General features: G+C 58.8%; 14 protein-coding genes. 12 read left to right on the top strand and 2 right to left on the bottom strand.

Annotated elements, in window-relative coordinates; all coding sequences use genetic code 11:
• Positions 1 to 15 precede the first annotated feature (15 nt).
• Genes murQ through yfhb form a run of 3 tightly spaced genes read left to right on the top strand, consistent with a single transcriptional unit; the run spans position 16 to position 2,956 of the window.
• Positions 16 to 909, top strand: a complete 894-nt coding sequence (gene murQ, locus ACTJJ1_RS19795; RefSeq protein ID WP_440834975.1) for an N-acetylmuramic acid 6-phosphate etherase — start codon at positions 16 to 18, stop codon at positions 907 to 909.
• A gap of 19 nt (positions 910 to 928) precedes the next feature.
• Positions 929 to 2,296: a PTS transporter subunit EIIC gene (locus ACTJJ1_RS19790; RefSeq protein ID WP_440834973.1), complete on the top strand. Its 1,368-nt coding sequence runs from the start codon at positions 929 to 931 to the stop codon at positions 2,294 to 2,296.
• Positions 2,297 to 2,299: 3 nt separating this feature from the next.
• A complete protein-coding gene (gene yfhb / locus ACTJJ1_RS19785) occupies positions 2,300 to 2,956 on the top strand; it encodes a phosphatidylglycerophosphatase C (protein ID WP_004952141.1) in 657 nt (218 codons plus the stop codon).
• Positions 2,957 to 3,039: 83 nt separating this feature from the next.
• On the opposite strand, the gene ACTJJ1_RS19780 is transcribed toward yfhb, so the two are convergent.
• A complete protein-coding gene (locus ACTJJ1_RS19780; RefSeq protein ID WP_020439618.1) occupies positions 3,040 to 4,092 on the bottom strand; it encodes a hypothetical protein in 1,053 nt (350 codons plus the stop codon).
• Between the two features lie 183 nt (positions 4,093 to 4,275).
• Between ACTJJ1_RS19780 and tadA the strand changes: the two genes are divergently transcribed.
• Positions 4,276 to 4,782, top strand: coding sequence for a tRNA adenosine(34) deaminase TadA (gene tadA / locus ACTJJ1_RS19775; protein WP_004952136.1), 507 nt, complete (start codon positions 4,276 to 4,278; stop codon positions 4,780 to 4,782).
• Here the strand turns inward: tadA and mltF are convergent, their stop codons facing one another.
• Positions 4,783 to 6,243 (bottom strand): membrane-bound lytic murein transglycosylase MltF, encoded by a 1,461-nt coding sequence (gene mltF / locus ACTJJ1_RS19770; RefSeq protein ID WP_020439617.1) that lies wholly within the window; start codon positions 6,241 to 6,243, stop codon positions 4,783 to 4,785. It lies immediately after the preceding gene.
• Positions 6,244 to 6,518: 275 nt separating this feature from the next.
• Here mltF and purL point away from each other — a divergent pair, with 275 nt between their 5' ends.
• The 8 genes from purL to ACTJJ1_RS19730 all read left to right on the top strand — a co-directional run bounded on the left by purL (position 6,519) and on the right by ACTJJ1_RS19730 (position 18,352).
• Positions 6,519 to 10,412: a phosphoribosylformylglycinamidine synthase gene (gene purL / locus ACTJJ1_RS19765; protein ID WP_172458763.1), complete on the top strand. Its 3,894-nt coding sequence runs from the start codon at positions 6,519 to 6,521 to the stop codon at positions 10,410 to 10,412.
• Between the two features lie 536 nt (positions 10,413 to 10,948).
• On the top strand, positions 10,949 to 11,353 hold the full coding sequence (locus ACTJJ1_RS19760) for a hypothetical protein (protein WP_440834970.1): 405 nt from the start codon (positions 10,949 to 10,951) through the stop codon (positions 11,351 to 11,353).
• Position 11,354: 1 nt separating this feature from the next.
• Positions 11,355 to 12,791, top strand: a complete 1,437-nt coding sequence (locus ACTJJ1_RS19755; protein WP_013814167.1) for a sensor histidine kinase — start codon at positions 11,355 to 11,357, stop codon at positions 12,789 to 12,791.
• 3 nt (positions 12,792 to 12,794) lie between these two features.
• Positions 12,795 to 13,667, top strand: a complete 873-nt coding sequence (gene qseG, locus ACTJJ1_RS19750) for a two-component system QseEF-associated lipoprotein QseG (RefSeq protein WP_020439615.1) — start codon at positions 12,795 to 12,797, stop codon at positions 13,665 to 13,667.
• Positions 13,664 to 15,001 (top strand): two-component system response regulator GlrR, encoded by a 1,338-nt coding sequence (gene glrR, locus ACTJJ1_RS19745; RefSeq protein WP_004952130.1) that lies wholly within the window; start codon positions 13,664 to 13,666, stop codon positions 14,999 to 15,001. Before qseG ends, glrR begins: the two co-directional genes overlap by 4 nt.
• A 129-nt stretch (positions 15,002 to 15,130) precedes the next feature.
• Positions 15,131 to 16,753 carry an NAD+ synthase gene (locus ACTJJ1_RS19740; RefSeq protein ID WP_004952129.1) on the top strand — a complete coding sequence of 541 codons (1,623 nt, stop codon included), beginning with the start codon at positions 15,131 to 15,133 and terminating at the stop codon, positions 16,751 to 16,753.
• A gap of 13 nt (positions 16,754 to 16,766) precedes the next feature.
• A complete protein-coding gene (glnB, locus tag ACTJJ1_RS19735; protein ID WP_004847623.1) occupies positions 16,767 to 17,105 on the top strand; it encodes a nitrogen regulatory protein P-II in 339 nt (112 codons plus the stop codon).
• A 323-nt stretch (positions 17,106 to 17,428) separates the two neighbouring features.
• Positions 17,429 to 18,352 (top strand): LysR substrate-binding domain-containing protein, encoded by a 924-nt coding sequence (locus ACTJJ1_RS19730; RefSeq protein ID WP_004952128.1) that lies wholly within the window; start codon positions 17,429 to 17,431, stop codon positions 18,350 to 18,352.
• Positions 18,353 to 18,405: the final 53 nt, after the last annotated feature.

Genomic DNA, 18,405 nt, shown 5'->3' with positions numbered 1-18,405 from the left:
TTCAAAGGTAAACAAATGAACCTAGGCGCATTGGTATCTGAAACCCGTAACCCAGCCACCATGGGGCTGGATGAAATGTCGACGCTGGAGATGGTGAGCTGCTTTAACCGGGAAGACCGCAAGGTGCCGGAAGCGATTGAAAAAGAGCTCCCGGCCATCGCGGAGGCGGTGGATCTGGCGGCGGCGGCGTTGAAGGCCGGCGGCCGGTTGATTTATCTGGGGGCGGGTACCAGCGGCCGTCTTGGCGTGCTTGACGCCTCCGAATGCCCGCCCACCTTCGGCGTGCCGCATGGCAGGGTCGTTGGGCTGATAGCCGGCGGGCCGGGCGCGCTGCTGAAGGCGGTAGAAGGCGCAGAAGATGATGCAGCCCTGGGAGAGGCCGATTTGCAAGCGCTGACGCTGACGGCCACCGACATGGTGGTGGGGCTGGCGGCATCCGGGCGTACGCCTTATGTGATCGGCGCCTTGCGCTACGCGCGTCGGTTGGGATGCCCGACGGCGGCGATTTCCTGTAATCCGGATTCACCCATTGCCCACGAAGCGCAGGTGGCGATTTCACCGGTAGTGGGGCCGGAGGCGTTGACCGGCTCGACGCGCATGAAATCCGGCACAGCGCAAAAACTGGTGTTGAACATGCTGTCGACCGGCGCGATGGTCAAACTGGGCAAGGTATATCAGAACCTGATGGTGGACGTGAAAGCCACTAACGTAAAACTGGTGGATCGCGCCTGCCGCATCGTCGTGGAAGCCACCGGCGCCGAACGCAGCCAGGCTGAGGCGGCGCTGACGCAGACCGGTTTTGAAGTCAAACCGGCGATTCTGATGATTCTGGCCGGTATTGGCGCTGAAGAAGCGCAGCGTCGCTTGCAGCAGCACGACGGCTATTTGCGTGCGGCATTGACGCGTTAAACCACACTTGGGGCGGGCGATGGACAAAACAACGGCACTGGCAACACAGATACTGGCGGGGGTTGGCGGCGAGGGGAATATCCTCAGGTTGGAGAACTGCATGACGCGGGTTCGCGTCGAGGTCCGCGACGAACTGCGCCTGGATTTACCGGCGCTCAAGCAGTTGCCGGGCGTTAAGGGCTATATCAAACAGGGCGATCAGCATCAGTTTATTGTCGGTCCGGGCGCCGCCGCCAAGGTGGTGGACGCCATGCGTTCGCTGCTCAACGGTGCTCCCGCCGCGTTGGCGGGCGGTGATGATATCGCTCGTACCAAGGCGCAGGCCAAGCAGAAATACGCAGCCCCGATGAGCGGCGCACTGAAAAAACTGGCCGATGTCTTTATCCCGCTGATACCGGCGTTCATCGCTTCGGGCCTGATTACCGGCATCATCAACTTGCTGAAGCGGCCCGACATCGCCGGCGAGCTGGCGGTCAACTACCCCAACGTGCTCGGGCTGCTGGCGATTTTCGGCAGCGCGGTATTCGCCATCATGAACATTTTGGTGGGGGTCAACGCCGCCCGGGTGTTTGGCGGTTCGCAGGCGATGGGCGGCGTAATGGCCGGCATTCTCTCCAGCCCGGCGCTGGCGCAGATTACGCTGTTCGGCGAGGCGCTGCAGCCGGGGCGCGGCGGGGTGATTGCGGTGCTGCTGGTGGTGGCGCTGATGTGTTGGGTGGAAAAACGTCTGCGCAACCTGCTGCCGGAGTCTATCGAGCTTATCCTTAATCCGCTGTTGACCACGTTGGTGACCGCGTCGCTGGCGATTATGATTTTGCAACCGCTCGGCGGCTATATATCGGACGCCATCGCTCACGGCGCCAATCTGGCGATCGACAAGGGCGGGTTGCTGGTGGGCGCGATACTGTCCGGGTTGTTCCTGCCGCTGGTGCTGTCCGGTCTGCATCAGGGATTGGTGCCGATACATGTCGAGCTGGTGCAGGCGCACGGCTCCAACCCGCTGCTGCCGATCCTGGCGATGGCGGGAGTGGGGCAAGTGGGGGCTGCATTGGCGGTATTAATGAAAACCCGCAACGCGCGCCTGAAAAAGGTGATCAAAGGGGCGCTGCCGGTCGGTATTCTCGGCATTGGCGAACCGCTGATTTTCGGTGTGACTTTGCCGCTGGGCAAGCCTTTTATTGCCGCCTGCTTCGGCGGCGCGGTGGGGGGCGCGCTGATCAGCTACTGGAAAGTGGCGACGGTGATTACCTTCGGTATTTCAGGTTTGCCTTTGGCACTGACCATTGTCTCGGGTAAGGTGATGTTGTATCTGGCCGGTATGGTGATTACGATTGTGGCTGGATTTATTTTCACCTGGATAATGGGATTCAACGATCCTGAGGAGTAACGTTTGAGCGAGAAACAGAACCAGGAGGCCGTGGAAGGCCGCCGCGTGGTGTTCTTTGATCTGGACGGTACGCTGCATCAGGAAGACATGTTCGGCAGTTTCTTGCGTTTCTTGCTGCGTCACCTGCCGCTTAATCTGCTGTTGGTGGTGCCGCTGTTGCCGGTGGTCGGGCTGGCGATGTTGATGATGGGGCGCGCTGCGCGCTGGCCGATGAGCGTCTTGCTGTGGTCGATCACCTTTGGCCGTTCGGAGGCCAGGTTAAAGGCGCTGGAACAGCAGTTCGTCAGCTATTTCCGCAATAAGGTGACCGCGTTTCCGGTAGTGCAAATGCGTCTGCGTCAGTACCTCGATGTGCACGATGCGCAGGTGTGGCTGATCACCGGTTCTCCGGAACGGCTGGTGGAGCAGGTTTATCGGGACTCCGCTTTCCTGTCGCGGGTGCGCCTGGTCGGCAGCCGCATTGTGCGCAGTTACGGCGGCTGGGTGTTGACTATGCGCTGTCTTGGCGTCCAGAAAGTGATGCAACTGGAGCAGCGTCTCGGCGCGCCGCTCAGGTTGTACAGCGGGTACAGTGACAGCAAGCAGGATAATCCGCTACTGTATTTCTGCGAGCACCGTTGGCGGGTCAGCAAGCTGGGTGAGTTGCAGCAGTTGGAGTAAGCAAAGGGCGGATTTCCGCCCTTTGCCGTTTAGATCCCCTCGGGTTTTCCAATTGCAGCGTGAAAAACGGCAGCCATAACGCCTTAATCATCGGTCAGATCGTGCGGCTTGCGTCCCAACTGCCATATTTTCTCCGCATAGTGCCCCAGCGCCCACAGGCTCAGACCGAGCACCACAAAGAAAATCGCCTTGGGCATGCTGTCCCAGAAAAACTCGAAGAAGCGGGTATAAAGGTTGATGCACAGGAAGGTCAGACCGAATCCGCGCAGCATGGCGTCATCGCGTTTCAGCCCCAGCCAGATGACCACTGCGGCGGCGATGCCGAACAGCAGGCTCCAGTGGAACAGTTCGATCTGGCGCACGCTATACCAGCTGTCAAGATCGCCGTAATTGCCGAAGATCGACAGCAGCCACAGGGCGATAAACAAATACAGCAGCCCCATCGCCAGCGAAACCCGCTCCAGCCCACGCCGTGCAAGCAGCGGTTGCAGCAGCAATGCTGCGGCGATCAGGGCTGCGCCGAAGGCGATAAAGCGAATCGGGAAGCTCATGCCCAGCCAGTAAGCGCCCCAGCCGGACAGGTAACCGGTTTCGGCACCGAAGGCGTTGCCGAGCGACAGCAGGGCAAACCACCAGACCAACCCGGAGCGGCTGAACCAGCCAATCACGCCGTAAAGCAGAGCGGCGAACATCAACAGCAATGAAACCCGGCCACTGCCGTTGTCCAGCCAGACGCCCATTTGCCACAGTGCGCAGGCGGTGAAGAGCACGGCAATGAACAGCGCGGCCTCATTACCGTAGCGTTTTTCCGGATGACGGCGACGACGGCGCAAGGCCCAGGTGTAGGCCAGCGCGGCCAGTATGCCGGCCATCGCCATGCGAACCGGGGCATCGAAGCGGAACAAGCCGCTCAGCCAGTCCAACAGATCGCTGTCGGCGAACAGGCTGGTGATGGCAATGACCAGCGAGGCCAGTGCGGCGAGAAACGCATAACGCGCCAGCCGCCGCCAGTCGAAAGGCTGTACTTCCACATGCTGCAACAACAGCTCTTGCTGTTGCACCGTCAGCGCGCCTTCGCCGACCCAGCCGTTCAGGGCTTTGCGTACCACGGCGGCGTTCTTCTTGCTGAATTTCATGTTTCTTATCCCTGATAACATCGCTATTCGTTCAGTATATACCCGTTGCATTTCAAGCCGCAGCGCTCGGCTTCGCACCCGGCCGGCAGGGGCGAATATATTCACCCCGGTTAACGCGGGCGCAGCATGCAGCGCACCTACTGTGTATAATGCCCGCCGCAAAAGCGCACGAGGAATTATGCGATGACTGAATATAACGATGAATACTGGATGCGTCAGGCGTTGCTGCTTGCCCAGCGTGCTCAGGAAGAGGGCGAGGTGCCGGTGGGTGCGCTGCTGGTGCTGGACAATCAGGTGATTGGCGAAGGCTGGAACCGGCCGATTGGCCGCCACGATCCCACCGCGCATGCGGAGATCATGGCGCTGCGGCAGGGCGGAGCGGTGTTACAGAACTATCGCCTGTTGAATGCCACGTTGTATGTCACCCTGGAGCCGTGCGTGATGTGCGCCGGCGCAATGGTTCACAGCCGCATTCGTCGGCTGGTGTACGGCGCGGCCGATGTGAAAACCGGTGCGGCAGGGTCGCTGGTGGATATTTTGCGCCATCCCGGCATGAACCATCAGGTGGAGATCGCTTCAGGCGTGCTGGCGGACGAATGCGCCGCGACGCTGAGCAACTTTTTCCGCCTGCGCCGCGAGCAGAAAAAAGCGCTGAAGCTGGCGCAACGTGCGGCGGATAAGCCGGAGTAATTAGTGGTTAAGCGCCAGTTCCGGCATAACGACCGGATAGCCTTTCCCCAGCGCTTCCTGTTCGGCCGCTTCCTGCGCCGCCTTCCTCTCTTTTTCTTGCAGATAGCCGACCAGGCTGACCTGATAGCGGCGAATGTTTTCCACGTAGTTATAAGCTTCGCGTCCGCGCGCATAGCCGTAGGTCAGCTGCGGGTAATAACGTTTTTGGCTGAGCATCGGCAGGCGCTGTTTGACGTCCACCCAACTGTCCGGGTTGCCTTTTTGCATTTTGGTCAGCTTGCGGGCGTCGAGCATATGGCCCCAGCCCATGTTGTACGCCGCCAGCGAGAACCAGATGCGTTCGTCTTCCGGCACGCTGTCGGGCACCTTGGCCATTAACCTCTGCAGGTAAAGTGCGCCGCCCTGAATGCTTTCCTCGGGATCCAGACGATCGTTGACCCCCAGGCCGTCGGCGGTGGCCCGCGTCAGCATCATCAGGCCGCGCACGCCGGTGGGCGAGGTTGCCTGCGGGTTCCAGTGCGATTCCTGATAGGCGATGGCCGCCAGCAATTTCCAGTCGATCTCATTGGCGTATTTTTCAAACAGCGAGCGGAAGGTCGGCAGCACCGAGTCGATGGCCGACAGGAAGGTTCTGGTATCGACGTAATCGAAACTGCCGACGTGGCCGAGATACTTCTCTTCCAGCCGCGCCAGCGTGCCGTCGTCCACCATCTGGCTATAGAAATCCAGCATCGCCGCATACAGGCTATCGTCGTTGCCGCGTTTAAGATACCAGGTGACCGGCTCTTCATCGGTGACGTCGAACGCAACCGCCAGTTGCGGGTGGATGCGCTGAAGCAGGGCGATAGTCACAGAGTCGCCCAGGGTATAGTCCAGTTTGCCGTCGGCCACCTGCTCCAGCAGCTCTTTTGAAGTCAGATCGCTGGAGGCTTCCCAACTGAGGTCCGGGAATTTACTTTGCTTAAGCTGTTTCAGCGTGCTGACGTGCGCGGAACCGGAAGCGACCGCCAGCTTGCCTTTAATATCGGCAAAGGTTTTTGGCCGTGGGGTGCCCAGACGATAGACCAACTGCTGGGAAACGGAATAATAGGCCGGGCCGGTGCGTGCGCGGCTGAGGCGATCCTGGTTGTAGATCAGGCCGGCGGCCAGCAGATCGGCGTCGTCATCGTCCAGATCGTCAAACAGGTCATTGATATTGTTGTGCGGGATCACCACCAGCTTCACGCCCAGGTAATTGGCGAAGCGTTTCGCCAGCTCGTAGTCGAGCCCACCCGGCCCCTGCTTGGTGGTGAAATAGGTTAGCGGCGTGTTCAGCGTACTGATACGCAGCTCGCCACGGGATTTGATCTCTTCGAGCTGCCCACCCTGGCCGCCGCGCCAGGTAATATTGGGCCACAGGGCGAGCGCCAGAAGCAAGGTAACAACACCGATGAGAATGTAGTTTATTTTTAGGCGTTTCAAATAGTTATCCAGTGGTGGTACGGGTGCGCCGGTGACCGATGGTCAGTCTTTTCTTATGGTTAAATCACCAGTGCGGGAGCATTTTGCGCAACAAAACGCCAGCGTGCAACTTTATTGACACGTTATGACAATTCGAGGGGGCGAACAGCTTTTATCAATAATAGCTGCGCAAACGGTTTCGTCGGCGGCGTAGATTCTCTATAATGGCGCGCGTTTTCCCCTGTTGCGCCCAAAGAAGTGCTGAAGTCAGTTGCTTCGAAGACGAGAGAACTTTGATTATGGAAATACTGCGTGGTTCGCCCGCTTTGTCGGCTTTTCGTATTACCAAACTGCTGTCCCGCTGTCAGGACGCTCAACTTCCGGTCAGTGATATCTACGCCGAATACGTCCACTTTGCCGATGTTAATGCACCGCTGAGTGCCGAAGAACATGGCAAGCTCACGCGCCTGCTCAAGTACGGCCCCTCTCTCGCCGAACATGCCCCTGAAGGCCGCCTGCTGTTGGTGACGCCACGTCCGGGTACCATTTCCCCCTGGTCTTCCAAAGCCAGCGATATCGCCCACAACTGCGGTTTGAAGCAAGTGGTGCGGCTGGAGCGCGGCCTGGCGTTTTACGTCAAGGCGCCGACGCTGACCGAAGCGCAGTGGCAACAGCTTGCCGCGTTGCTGCACGATCGCATGATGGAAACGGTATTCGGCGAACTGCAGCAGGCAGAACAGCTTTTTGCTCAGCATCAGCCGGCGCCGTACCAGGCGGTGGACGTGCTGGGCGAAGGCCGCAGCGCGCTGGAACAGGCCAACCTCAAGCTGGGGCTGGCGCTGGCGCAGGATGAAATCGACTATCTGCTGAATGCCTTTACCGGTCTGGGGCGCAACCCGACGGATATCGAACTCTATATGTTCGCGCAGGCCAACTCCGAGCACTGCCGCCACAAGATTTTCAACGCCGACTGGATCATCGACGGCGAACAGCAACCTAAGTCGCTGTTCAAAATGATCAAAAACACCTTCGAGCAGACGCCGGATTACGTACTCTCTGCTTATAAAGACAACGCGGCGGTCATGGAAGGCTCTCAGGTTGGCCGTTTCTTTGCTGCGCCGGAAAACGGCCAGTATGACTACCATCAGGAAGACGCGCATATCCTGATGAAGGTGGAAACCCATAACCACCCGACGGCGATCTCCCCATGGCCGGGTGCCGCTACCGGTTCCGGCGGCGAGATCCGCGACGAAGGCGCCACCGGCCGCGGGGCCAAGCCCAAGGCGGGTCTGGTGGGCTTCTCGGTTTCCAACCTGCGTATTCCCGGTTTCGAACAGCCGTGGGAACAGGACTTCGGCAAACCGGATCGCATCGTGACCGCACTGGATATCATGACCGAAGGCCCATTAGGCGGCGCGGCGTTCAACAACGAATTCGGTCGTCCTGCGCTGGTCGGCTACTTCCGTACCTATGAAGAGCAGGTCAACAGCCACAACGGCGTCGAACTGCGCGGCTACCACAAGCCCATCATGCTGGCGGGCGGTATCGGCAACATCCGCGCCGATCACGTGCAGAAGGGCGAAATCACCGTGGGCGCCAAGCTGGTGGTGCTCGGCGGGCCGGCGATGAATATCGGCCTGGGCGGCGGTGCGGCTTCTTCCATGGCATCCGGTCAGTCCGATGCCGATCTGGATTTCGCCTCGGTACAACGCGACAACCCGGAAATGGAACGCCGCTGCCAGGAAGTGATCGACCGCTGCTGGCAGTTGGGCGAACAAAATCCGATTCTGTTTATCCACGACGTAGGCGCCGGCGGCTTGTCTAACGCCATGCCGGAACTGGTCAGCGACGGTGGCCGCGGTGGCCGTTTCGAACTGCGCGACATCCTTAACGACGAGCCGGGCATGAGCCCGCTGGAAGTGTGGTGCAACGAATCGCAGGAACGCTATGTGATGGCGATTGCGCCGGCGCAGATGGCGCAGTTTGACGAAATTTGCCGCCGTGAGCGTGCACCTTATGCGGTGATCGGCGAAGCCACCGAAGAACTGCATTTGACGCTGAACGACAACCATTTCGACAATCAACCGATCGACATGCCGCTGGACGTGCTGCTGGGCAAAACGCCGAAAATGACGCGTGACGTGACCAGTCTGCAGGCCAAAGGCGAGCCGATCCAACGTGCGAACATCACCCTGGAGGATGCGGTAAAACGCGTTCTGCATTTGCCGGCGGTGGCAGAGAAAACCTTCCTGATCACTATCGGCGACCGCACCGTAACCGGCATGGTAGCCCGTGACCAGATGGTTGGCCCGTGGCAGATCCCGGTAGCCGACTGCGCGGTGACCACCGCCAGCCTGGACAGTTACTACGGTGAAGCGATGTCGATCGGCGAACGTGCGCCGGTTGCCTTGTTGGACTTCGCCGCTTCCGGCCGCCTGGCGGTAGGGGAAGCGCTGACCAACCTGGCCGCGACCGAAATCGGTTCGCTCAAGCGCGTGAAGCTTTCCGCTAACTGGATGGCGGCTGCCGGTCACCCGGGTGAAGACGCCGGCCTGTATGCAGCGGTGAAAGCGGTAGGCGAAGAGCTTTGCCCGGCGCTGGGTATCACCATTCCGGTAGGCAAAGACTCTATGTCGATGAAAACCCGCTGGCAGGAAGGCGAAGAGCAGCGCGAAATGACGTCGCCGCTGTCGCTGGTGATCACCGGCTTTGCCCGCGTGGAAGACGTTCGCCACACAGTGACGCCGCAGTTGCGTACCGATAAGGGCGAGAGTGCGCTGTTGCTGATCGACTTGGGCAACGGCCACAACGCACTGGGCGCAACCGCATTGGCGCAGGTTTACCGCCAACTGGGCGACAAGCCGGCCGATGTGCGCAATGTAGAACAGCTGGCAGGCTTCTTCAACGCTATGCAGCAACTGGTGGCCGATCGTGCGCTGCTGGCATACCACGACCGTTCCGACGGTGGTCTGCTGGTCACGCTGGCGGAAATGGCGTTTGCCGGCCACTGCGGCGTGAACGTGGATATCAAAGGGCTGGGCGACGATGCGCTGGCAGCGTTGTTCAACGAAGAGCTGGGCGCGGTGATTCAGGTCACGGCCGACCGGCTTGAAGCGGTACAGCAGGTCTTTGCTCAACACGGCCTGACGGACAATGTGCATCACATCGGCAGCGTGCAGGCCGGCGATCGCTTTGTCATTACTCAGGGCGACAAAGCGCTGTACAGCCAAAGCCGCGCGACCTTGCGCACCTGGTGGGCGGAAACCACCTGGCAGATGCAACGCCTGCGCGATAACCCGGAATGCGCCGATCAGGAGCACCAGGCCAAGCAGGACGACCGCGACCCGGGCCTGAACGTCAAGCTGACCTTTGCGCCGGAAGAAGACATTGCCGCGCCTTACATCGCCAAGGGCGCACGCCCTAAAGTGGCGGTGCTGCGCGAGCAGGGCGTCAACTCCCACGTTGAGATGGCGGCAGCCTTCCACCGCGCCGGCTTCGATGCGGTAGACGTTCATATGAGCGATCTGCTGGAAGGGCGTCGCGATCTGCAAGACTTCCATACGTTGGTTGCCTGTGGCGGTTTCTCATACGGCGACGTACTGGGTGCCGGCGAAGGCTGGGCGAAATCGATTCTGTTCAACGACCGCGTTCGTGACGAATTCGAATCCTTCTTCCACCGTCCGCAAACCCTGGCATTGGGTGTGTGCAACGGTTGCCAGATGATGTCTAACCTGCGCGATCTGATCCCGGGTGCCGAACACTGGCCACGTTTCGTACGCAACCTGTCGGATCGTTTTGAAGCGCGTTTCAGCCTGGTGGAAGTGGCGGCCAGCCCGTCGCTGTTCATGCAGGGCATGACCGGTTCACGCATGCCGATCGCCGTATCCCACGGTGAAGGGCACGTTGAAGTGCGCGATGCAGCGCATCTGGCGGCGTTGGAAAGCAGTGGTCTGGTGGCATTGCGCTTTGTGGACAATGCCGGTCAGGTAACGGAAACCTATCCAGCTAACCCTAACGGTTCGCCAAACGGCATCACCGCAGTGACCAGCAGCAACGGCCGTGCGACGGTGATGATGCCGCACCCGGAACGTGTATTCCGTACCGTGAGCAACTCATGGCATCCGGAAGAGTGGGGCGAAGACAGCCCGTGGATGCGCATGTTCCGCAACGCCCGCAAGCAATTGGGCTAAGCGGTTACTACGCGGTAACGAAAGGGGCGCAAGAGATTGCGTCCCTTTTTACTTATTGCGCCGGTGCCGGTTTGCCGTTGTCTGCATTTTGCGACAGAGAACCTTTTTCATGTCTCTAAAAAGAGACACTTAACTCATTGATTTATAATGGTGAAAAATTAATTGGCTTAAGTTGTCGGTTTTTGGCGACAGGGTGATGGTTTTTTAATCGACCCATGGCAGGTTAATTTGAGCTTATAGACTGTTTTTTTATTTATTTATTAATATATTCAATGTGTTAATAAATATCTTGAAAAATTGGCACGTAAAGTGCATTATTCTCCCCAGTTGCTCATTCAACTTTTTATGACGGCCCCGTATTTAGACGGAAGTTTGCCTCATAAGCCTCCGAATGATGCCAAAGAAATGGTGCCTATCGTCCAACTAAACCGATAACAGACGCGTAAGCGGCTTTATCAAGCATCGGGCGACACGTGGAGTGAGGCACCGCCTGTATCCAACTGTGATGAGTGTTCATCAATCCCGGATACTTATGGATGCTATTCGTCCTGTTCGATGCCAGCCTTGTGCTACATCACCCTGGGGACGAGATTCAAGGGCATCCACAATTTCTTGCGATGGGGCAGTTTTGCCCCAGCGTCAATTCTCGAAGCAGCGCTTACGCCTACATCAGGCCTGTATCGCCATCGATATCCTCAAATGCCAAGGCTACCCAAAAAATCTTTTTACTCATGCTTTGCCGCGGGTTTCATTGGCCTTGGTTTGTACTGTTATTTGGCGAGCGGAATTTTTATCTTTTAACGACAGCACCGAGCCTGATGGCCGGTGCTTTTTTTTTGCGTTTAATCCCCCGTTATAGGCTGCCTTGGCAGGATAATCGCCCGCCGGGCTTTTTTCTCACCGGTGACTCGGTTAGCATCGAAGCAGATGAGAGACAATGAGATGATTTCGTTGAAAAGATGGCGTTTATTCCCCCGCTCGCTGCGTCAGCTGGTCCTGATGGCATTTCTGCTGGTGCTGCTGCCGCTGCTGGTACTGGCTTATCAGGCTTATCAAAGCCTGGATCATCTCAGCGCGCAGGCGGCGGATATCAACCGCACCACGCTGGTGGATGCGCGGCGCAGCGAGGCGATGACCAGCGTGGCGCTGGAGATGGAGCGCAGCTACCGTCAGTATTGCGTACTGGTCGATCCCACCCTGGAGCGGCTGTACCAAAATCAACGTAAGCAGTATTCGCAGATGCTGGACGCCCATGCGCCGATCCTGCCGGATGAACGCTATTATCAAACGTTGCGCAGCCTGCTGACCCAGCTCGCTGCGATTAAATGCCAGAGCAGCGGGCCGGACAAACAGGCATCGACGCTGCTGGAGTCTTTCTCGCGTTCCAACGCCGAGATGGTGCAAGCTACGCGCGCCGTAGTGTTCTCGCGCGGCCAGCAGTTGCAGCAGGCGATTGCCGAACGCGGCCAGTTTTTCGGCTGGCAGGCGTTGATGCTGTTTCTGGTCAGCGTGTTGCTGGTGGTGCTCTTCACCCGCATGATTATCGGCCCGGTGAAAGCGGTGGAGCGCATGATCAACCGTCTGGGGGAGGGGCGAGCGCTGGGCAGCACCGAGTCGTTTAAAGGCCCGCGTGAGCTGCGTTCGTTAGCGCAACGCATCATCTGGCTGAGTGAGCGCCTGGCGTGGCTGGAGTCGCAGCGGCATGAGTTCCTGCGCCATATCTCGCATGAATTGAAGACGCCGTTGGCCAGCATGCGCGAGGGGACGGAACTGTTGGCAGACGAAGTGGCCGGCCCGCTGACCTCCGATCAGAAAGAAGTCGTGACTATTCTCGATAACAGCAGCCGCCACCTGCAACTGCTGATAGAGCAGTTGCTGGATTACAACCGTAAACTGGCCGATGGCCCGGCGGAGCATGAGAATGTTGAGCTGCGCGATATGGTCGAGTTGGTGGTCGCCGCGCACAGTTTGCCGGCCAGGGCGAAAATGATCCGTACCGAGATCACATTGGATGCGGAAATCTGCTGGGCAGAGCCTACGCTTTTAATGCGCGTGCTGGATAATCTCTACTCCAATGCGGTGCACTACGGCAAGGAATCCGGTAACATTTGGATTCGCAGCCGTCAGGTTGGGCAACGGGTGCAGATTGATGTCGCCAACAGCGGCACGCCAATCCCCGAGGCCGAGCAAACCATGATTTTTGAGCCTTTTTTCCAGGGTAGCCACCAGCGAAAAGGGGCGGTAAAAGGAAGCGGTCTGGGGTTGAGCATCGCTCAGGATTGTATCCGCCGGATGCGCGGTGAATTGCAGCTGGTCGAAGTCGCCGGCGCAGACGTCTGCTTCCGCATTGAATTGCCATTAACCGCCGAGAATGAATAAATAATGTACACATGGTCTAAACGCCTTCGTCTATTGCAGACCGAACGTTCACCGCGTGCCACGCAGAGCGCGCCACTCGGCAAGCGTCGTCTTTCCTTTTTAGGCAGCGTTCTTTGCGTGCCGTTTTTGCTGGCAGGCTGCGTCGATCGTGCGGTCAGCAGCGGCCTGAGCCAGCAGCAGCAAGAAGCGATCCCGGACACCAAAGTGGTGGATTACCGCATCGCAGCCTGCGATACCCTGTGGCAGCTCGACGACAAAGACGCGTTGAATAATTCACTTTACTGGCTGCGCGCGATGGATTGCGCCGATCGCGTAGGATCGACCCAGGCGCGCTCGCTGGCGAAAACCCTGCCTGGCGACAGCTGGGACGGTATTTTCAAGCAAAGTATTCTGTTGGGCAGCGCCGAGCCGACGTCGGGCGAACGCCGCCAGATGGTCGATCGTCTGAACAGTTACCGCCTGGCGTTCCCAAGCTCCTTGCGCCCGTTGCTGCAACTGTGGCGCCAGCAGCAGGTTCTGCAGATCACCTTGTTCGACGAAAAGGCGCGCTATCAGCACCTGCAGGAAAGCTCGGACAGCCAGATAGATGCGCTGCGCCAGGGCCAGATCCGCTTGCAGGCCCAGTTACAGGATACTTCGCGCAAACTGGAGAATCTGACCGATATCGAACGTCAGCTCTCCTCGCGCAAGCAGTTACAGGGCGAAATCCCGGATAACGGCGCGACACAGCAAAAAACCGACGCCGCAGATAAAAATGCCGCGTCGGCCAAGGCCGCAGAGCCGGAAGCCGAACCGGAAAAGGGCACCGCCCTGCCGGTGGACCCGGAAGATACCTACGCGCCGCCCCCCGCTAACAAGGAGTCTCACGCGCGATGACAGCACGCAAACCGGCCAATCTGTTATTGGTTGACGACGATCCCAGCTTGCTCAAGCTGCTGGGTATGCGCCTGACCAGCGAAGGTTTTCATGTCACCACCGCCGAAAGCGGCCAGGAAGCGCTGCGCCTGTTGGGGCGCGAACAGATTGATCTGGTGATCAGCGATCTGCGGATGGACGAAATGGACGGCATGGCGCTGTTTGCCGAAATTCAAAAGCACCAGCCTGGCATGCCGGTCATCATCCTTACCGCCCATGGTTCGATCCCGGATGCGGTAGCCGCCACCCAGCAGGGCGTGTTCAGCTTCCTCACTAAACCGGTGGATCGCGATGCGCTGTATAAGGCCATAGATGAAGCGCTGTCGCTTTCGCTGCCGGCCGGTGACGACAGCTGGCGCGAAGATATCGTCACCCGCAGCCCGATTATGCTGCGCCTGCTGGAGCAGGCGAAAATGGTGGCGCAGTCCGACGTCAGCGTGCTGATCAATGGCCACAGCGGCACCGGTAAAGAAGTGTTGGCCCAGGCGATCCACGGTGCCAGCCCGCGCGGCAAAAAGGCGTTTATCGCCATTAACTGCGGCGCCTTGCCGGAACAACTGCTGGAGTCTGAGCTGTTCGGTCACGCCAAAGGGGCGTTTACCGGTGCGGTCAGCAGCCGTGAAGGGCTGTTCCAGGCGGCGGCGGGCGGCACGCTGTTCCTCGATGAGATCGGCGATATGCCGCTGTCGTTGCAGGTCAAACTGCTGCGCGTGCTGCAGGAGCGCAAGGTGCGCCCGCTGGGCAGCAACCGCGATCTGGACATCGACGTGCGCATTATTTCCGCCACCCACCGTGACCTGCAAAAGGCGATGGCGAAAAACGAGTTCCGCGAAGATCTCTACTACCGCCTGAACGTGGTGAACCTGAAGATCCCTGCGCTGAATGAGCGGGCTGAAGATATTCCACTGTTGGCCAACCATCTGCTGCGTGAATCCGCCAAGCGTCACAAGCCGTTTGTCCGCAGCTTCTCTTCCGACGCCATGAAGCGCCTGATGACCGCCACCTGGCCGGGCAACGTGCGCCAACTGGTGAACGTGATCGAGCAGTGCGTGGCGCTGACGTCTGCACCGGTGATCAGCGAAGCGCTGGTGGAGCAGGCGCTGGAAGGGGAAAATACCGCGTTGCCGACCTTCGTCGAGGCGCGCAATCAGTTTGAATTGCACTATCTGCGCAAGCTGTTGCAGATCACCAAGGGTAACGTAACCCAGGCCGCACGCATGGCGGGCCGCAACCGTACCGAGTTTTATAAATTGCTGTCGCGCCACGAGCTGGACGCCAACGATTTTAAAGAATGATATTTTCCGCCATGGCCTGCGCGCGCAGGTTCTCAACAAACGTGGCGGAATGATTTACACTCCGTTCTCTTTGTCGTGGCATGACCGGGCGTAGAGAACCATGGAACGTATTAAGCAGGATCCTAAACAATGAGCAGATCACTTTCCATCGCATTGGCCCAGCTGAATTTGCTGGTCGGTGACATTGAAGGCAACACCGAACGCATGTTGCAAACCGTGCAAGAGCAGCAGAAGGCGGGAGCCGATCTGGTCATGTTCACCGAGCTGGCGCTGTCCGGTTACCCGCCGGAAGACCTGCTGTATCGCGACGATTTCTACCAACGTTGCGACGCGCAGCTTCATCGCCTGCAGCAGGCGTCCACCGATGTGGCGATCCTGGTCGGCCACCCGTGGCGCGAAGGCGACAAGCTGTATAACGCGTTGTCGCTGTTCTCTGAAGGGCAACTGTTGGCGCGCTATTTCAAGCAACAGCTGCCGAACTACGGCGTCTTCGATGAGAAACGCTACTTCCACGCCGGCAACGAAACCTGCGTGGTGAACCTGAAAGGCTACCGTCTGGGCCTGCTGATTTGCGAAGACCTGTGGTTCCCGGAGCCGGTCGATGCCGCCAAGGCCGCCGGCGCCGAAATGATTTTGTCGATCAACGCCTCGCCGTACAATCGCGAGAAGCCGTATATTCGCAAGACGCTGATGGCCGGCCATTGCCAGCGCACCCATCTGCCGCTGGTGTATCTGAACCAGATCGGCGGGCAGGATGAATTGATTTTTGACGGTTGCTCGAAGGTGTTCGACGCGGCCGGCAACATGACCCACCGCCTGGCGGCGTTTGCCGAGCAGGTGACGCTGTTGAGGTTCAACGAACTGGACGTGGTGCCAATGACCGCACCGGCCGCCGAGTTGCCGCAGCTGGCGCAGGTTTATGAAGCGCTGGTGCTGGCGGTGCGCGATTACGTGACCAAAAACGGCTTCAAGGGCGCGGTGTTGGGGCTGTCCGGCGGTATCGACTCGGCGCTGACGCTGGCGATTGCCGTTGATGCCCTGGGTAAAGACAAGGTGCAGGCGCTGATGATGCCGTTCCGCTACACCGCGGATATCAGCATCGCCGACGCCAAGGAAGAGGCTGAAATCCTCGGCGTCGAGTTCGATATCGTCTCCATCGAACCGATGTTCGACGCCTTTATGGGCCAGTTGACGCCGATGTTCGCCGGTACCGAACGCGACACCACCGAAGAAAACCTGCAGGCGCGCTGCCGCGGAGTGGTGCTGATGGCGCTGTCCAACAAGCGCCGCAGCATCGTGCTGACCACCGGTAACAAAAGCGAGATGGCCGTGGGCTACGCCACGCTGTATGGTGATATGGCCGGTGGCTTTGACGTACTGAAAGACGTGCCGAAAACGCTGGTGTTCAAACTGTCCGAATACCGCAATACCGTCTCCTACGTGATCCCGCAGCGCGTTATCGATCGTCCGCCGTCCGCCGAGCTGGCGCCGGATCAGGTCGATCAGGACAGCCTGCCGCCGTACGACATTCTGGATGCGATTCTGGAAGGTTACGTCGAACGCGATAAGTCGGTTGCCGATCTGGTGGCCGAAGGCTTCGACGAGGCGATCGTGCGCAAGGTTATCCGCCTGGTGGATATCAACGAATACAAGCGGCGTCAGGCCGCCGTCGGGCCGCGTATTACCGCCCGCAATTTCGGCAAAGACCGCCGCTACCCAATCACATCCGGCTTTGGCCGCAAAAATTGGTAATTAAGGAAAGAAGATGAAAAAAATTGACGCGATTATCAAGCCGTTCAAACTGGATGACGTCCGCGAGGCCTTGGCCGAAGTCGGCATTACCGGTATGACCGTGACCGAAGTGAAAGGCTTTGGCCGCCAGAAAGGCCACACCGAGCTGTACCGTGGCGCAGAGTACATGGTCGATTTTCTGCCGAAGGTGAAAATTGAGATTGTCGTGGCCGACGATATCGTCGACACCTGCGTGGAAACCATCATGCAGACTGCGCAAACCGGTAAAATCGGCGACGGTAAAATCTTCGTCTTCGACGTGGCGCGCGTGGTGCGTATTCGTACCGGCGAACAGGACGAAGAAGCGATTTAATGCGATCCTCTACCGAGCACCGCCGGCTTGAGCCTGGCCGGTGCTCGGCTTCTTACCCCCACTAAAAACATCCCAAGGCTTTATCTCTCAGTCATTTCCGCCATAAGCATTCTAAAAAAGCGAAGGCTATCGCGTTTTTGATAGTTTTTTCGATCGCTTTCCTCACGGGATCTACACTCAACTCAACTGTCTTGATTAAGGCGATCCCCCATGAATGTCAAGTTGCGGCCAGGCGGCAAGGGCGCGCCTCCCCAGGATCTTTCTCACGTAAGTGGTTGTAAGCGTATGCAGACAACAACGCAACGGCTTGAAAGGTGATGGGGATGATGACGCTGCGCCAAATCCGCCACTTTATCGCCGTGGCGGAAACCGGTTCGATCTCCGCCGCCGCCCAAGCGGTGTTCGTTTCACAGTCTTCGCTGACGCTGGCCATCCAGCAATTGGAAACCGACATTGGCGTGCGGCTGTTTGATCGCCACGCCAAGGGCATGAACCTGACGCATCAGGGCCATCAGTTCCTGCGCCAGTCTTACCTGATCCTCGCCACGGTGGATAACGCCAAGCGCAGCCTGCAACTCGGCACCGAAAGCCTGACCGGCAAACTGACCATTGGCGTCACCAGCCTGGTGGCGGGCTACTTTTTGGTGGAACTGCTGAAGCGGTTTAAATCGGCCTATCCCAACGTCACCATTCAGGTGATAGAAGATGAACGTCCCTATATTGAGCACCTGCTGGTGAGTGGGGAGATCGATATCGGTGTGCTGATCTTGTCGAATATCGAAGACCGCGATGCGCTGCAAACCGAAGTGCTGATGCATTCACCGTATCGCCTGTGGTTGCCACCGCTGCATCCGTTGCTGGAGCACGAAAGCATCAGCCTGGCAGACGTGGCAAAGCAACCGCTGATCCAGCTTAACGCCGACGAAATGGACGTGCATGCGCGGCGCATCTGGGCGCGCGCCGGGCTGAAGCCGGAGATCGCCATGAAAACCGCCTCGACCGAAGCGGTGCGCAGCCTGGTGGCGGCGGGGATGGGGGTTTCCATCCAGCCGGACATGGCGTATCGCGCCTGGTCGCTGGAAGGCAATATGATTGAGGCGCGCAAGCTGGCGGATCTGCTGGAGCCGCTGGATATCGGCCTGGCGTGGCGGCGGGGCAGCGCGCGGCCGGAACTGGTCACGCCGTTTCTTACCATCGCGCGTGAGAATGGCAATATGCATGCCGCCGGCCTGAAGCATTCGATTTAATCGAACGCGGCCTTCAGTATTTAGAATTTGTTGGCTGCCTGATGCTCGCATAG

Source organism: Serratia sp. 22264 (genome assembly GCF_052045345.1).
GTDB lineage: Bacteria > Pseudomonadota > Gammaproteobacteria > Enterobacterales > Enterobacteriaceae > Serratia > Serratia plymuthica.
Note: the sequence above shows the minus strand (reverse complement) of the source record. Positions and strands in the feature narration are given on the sequence as shown.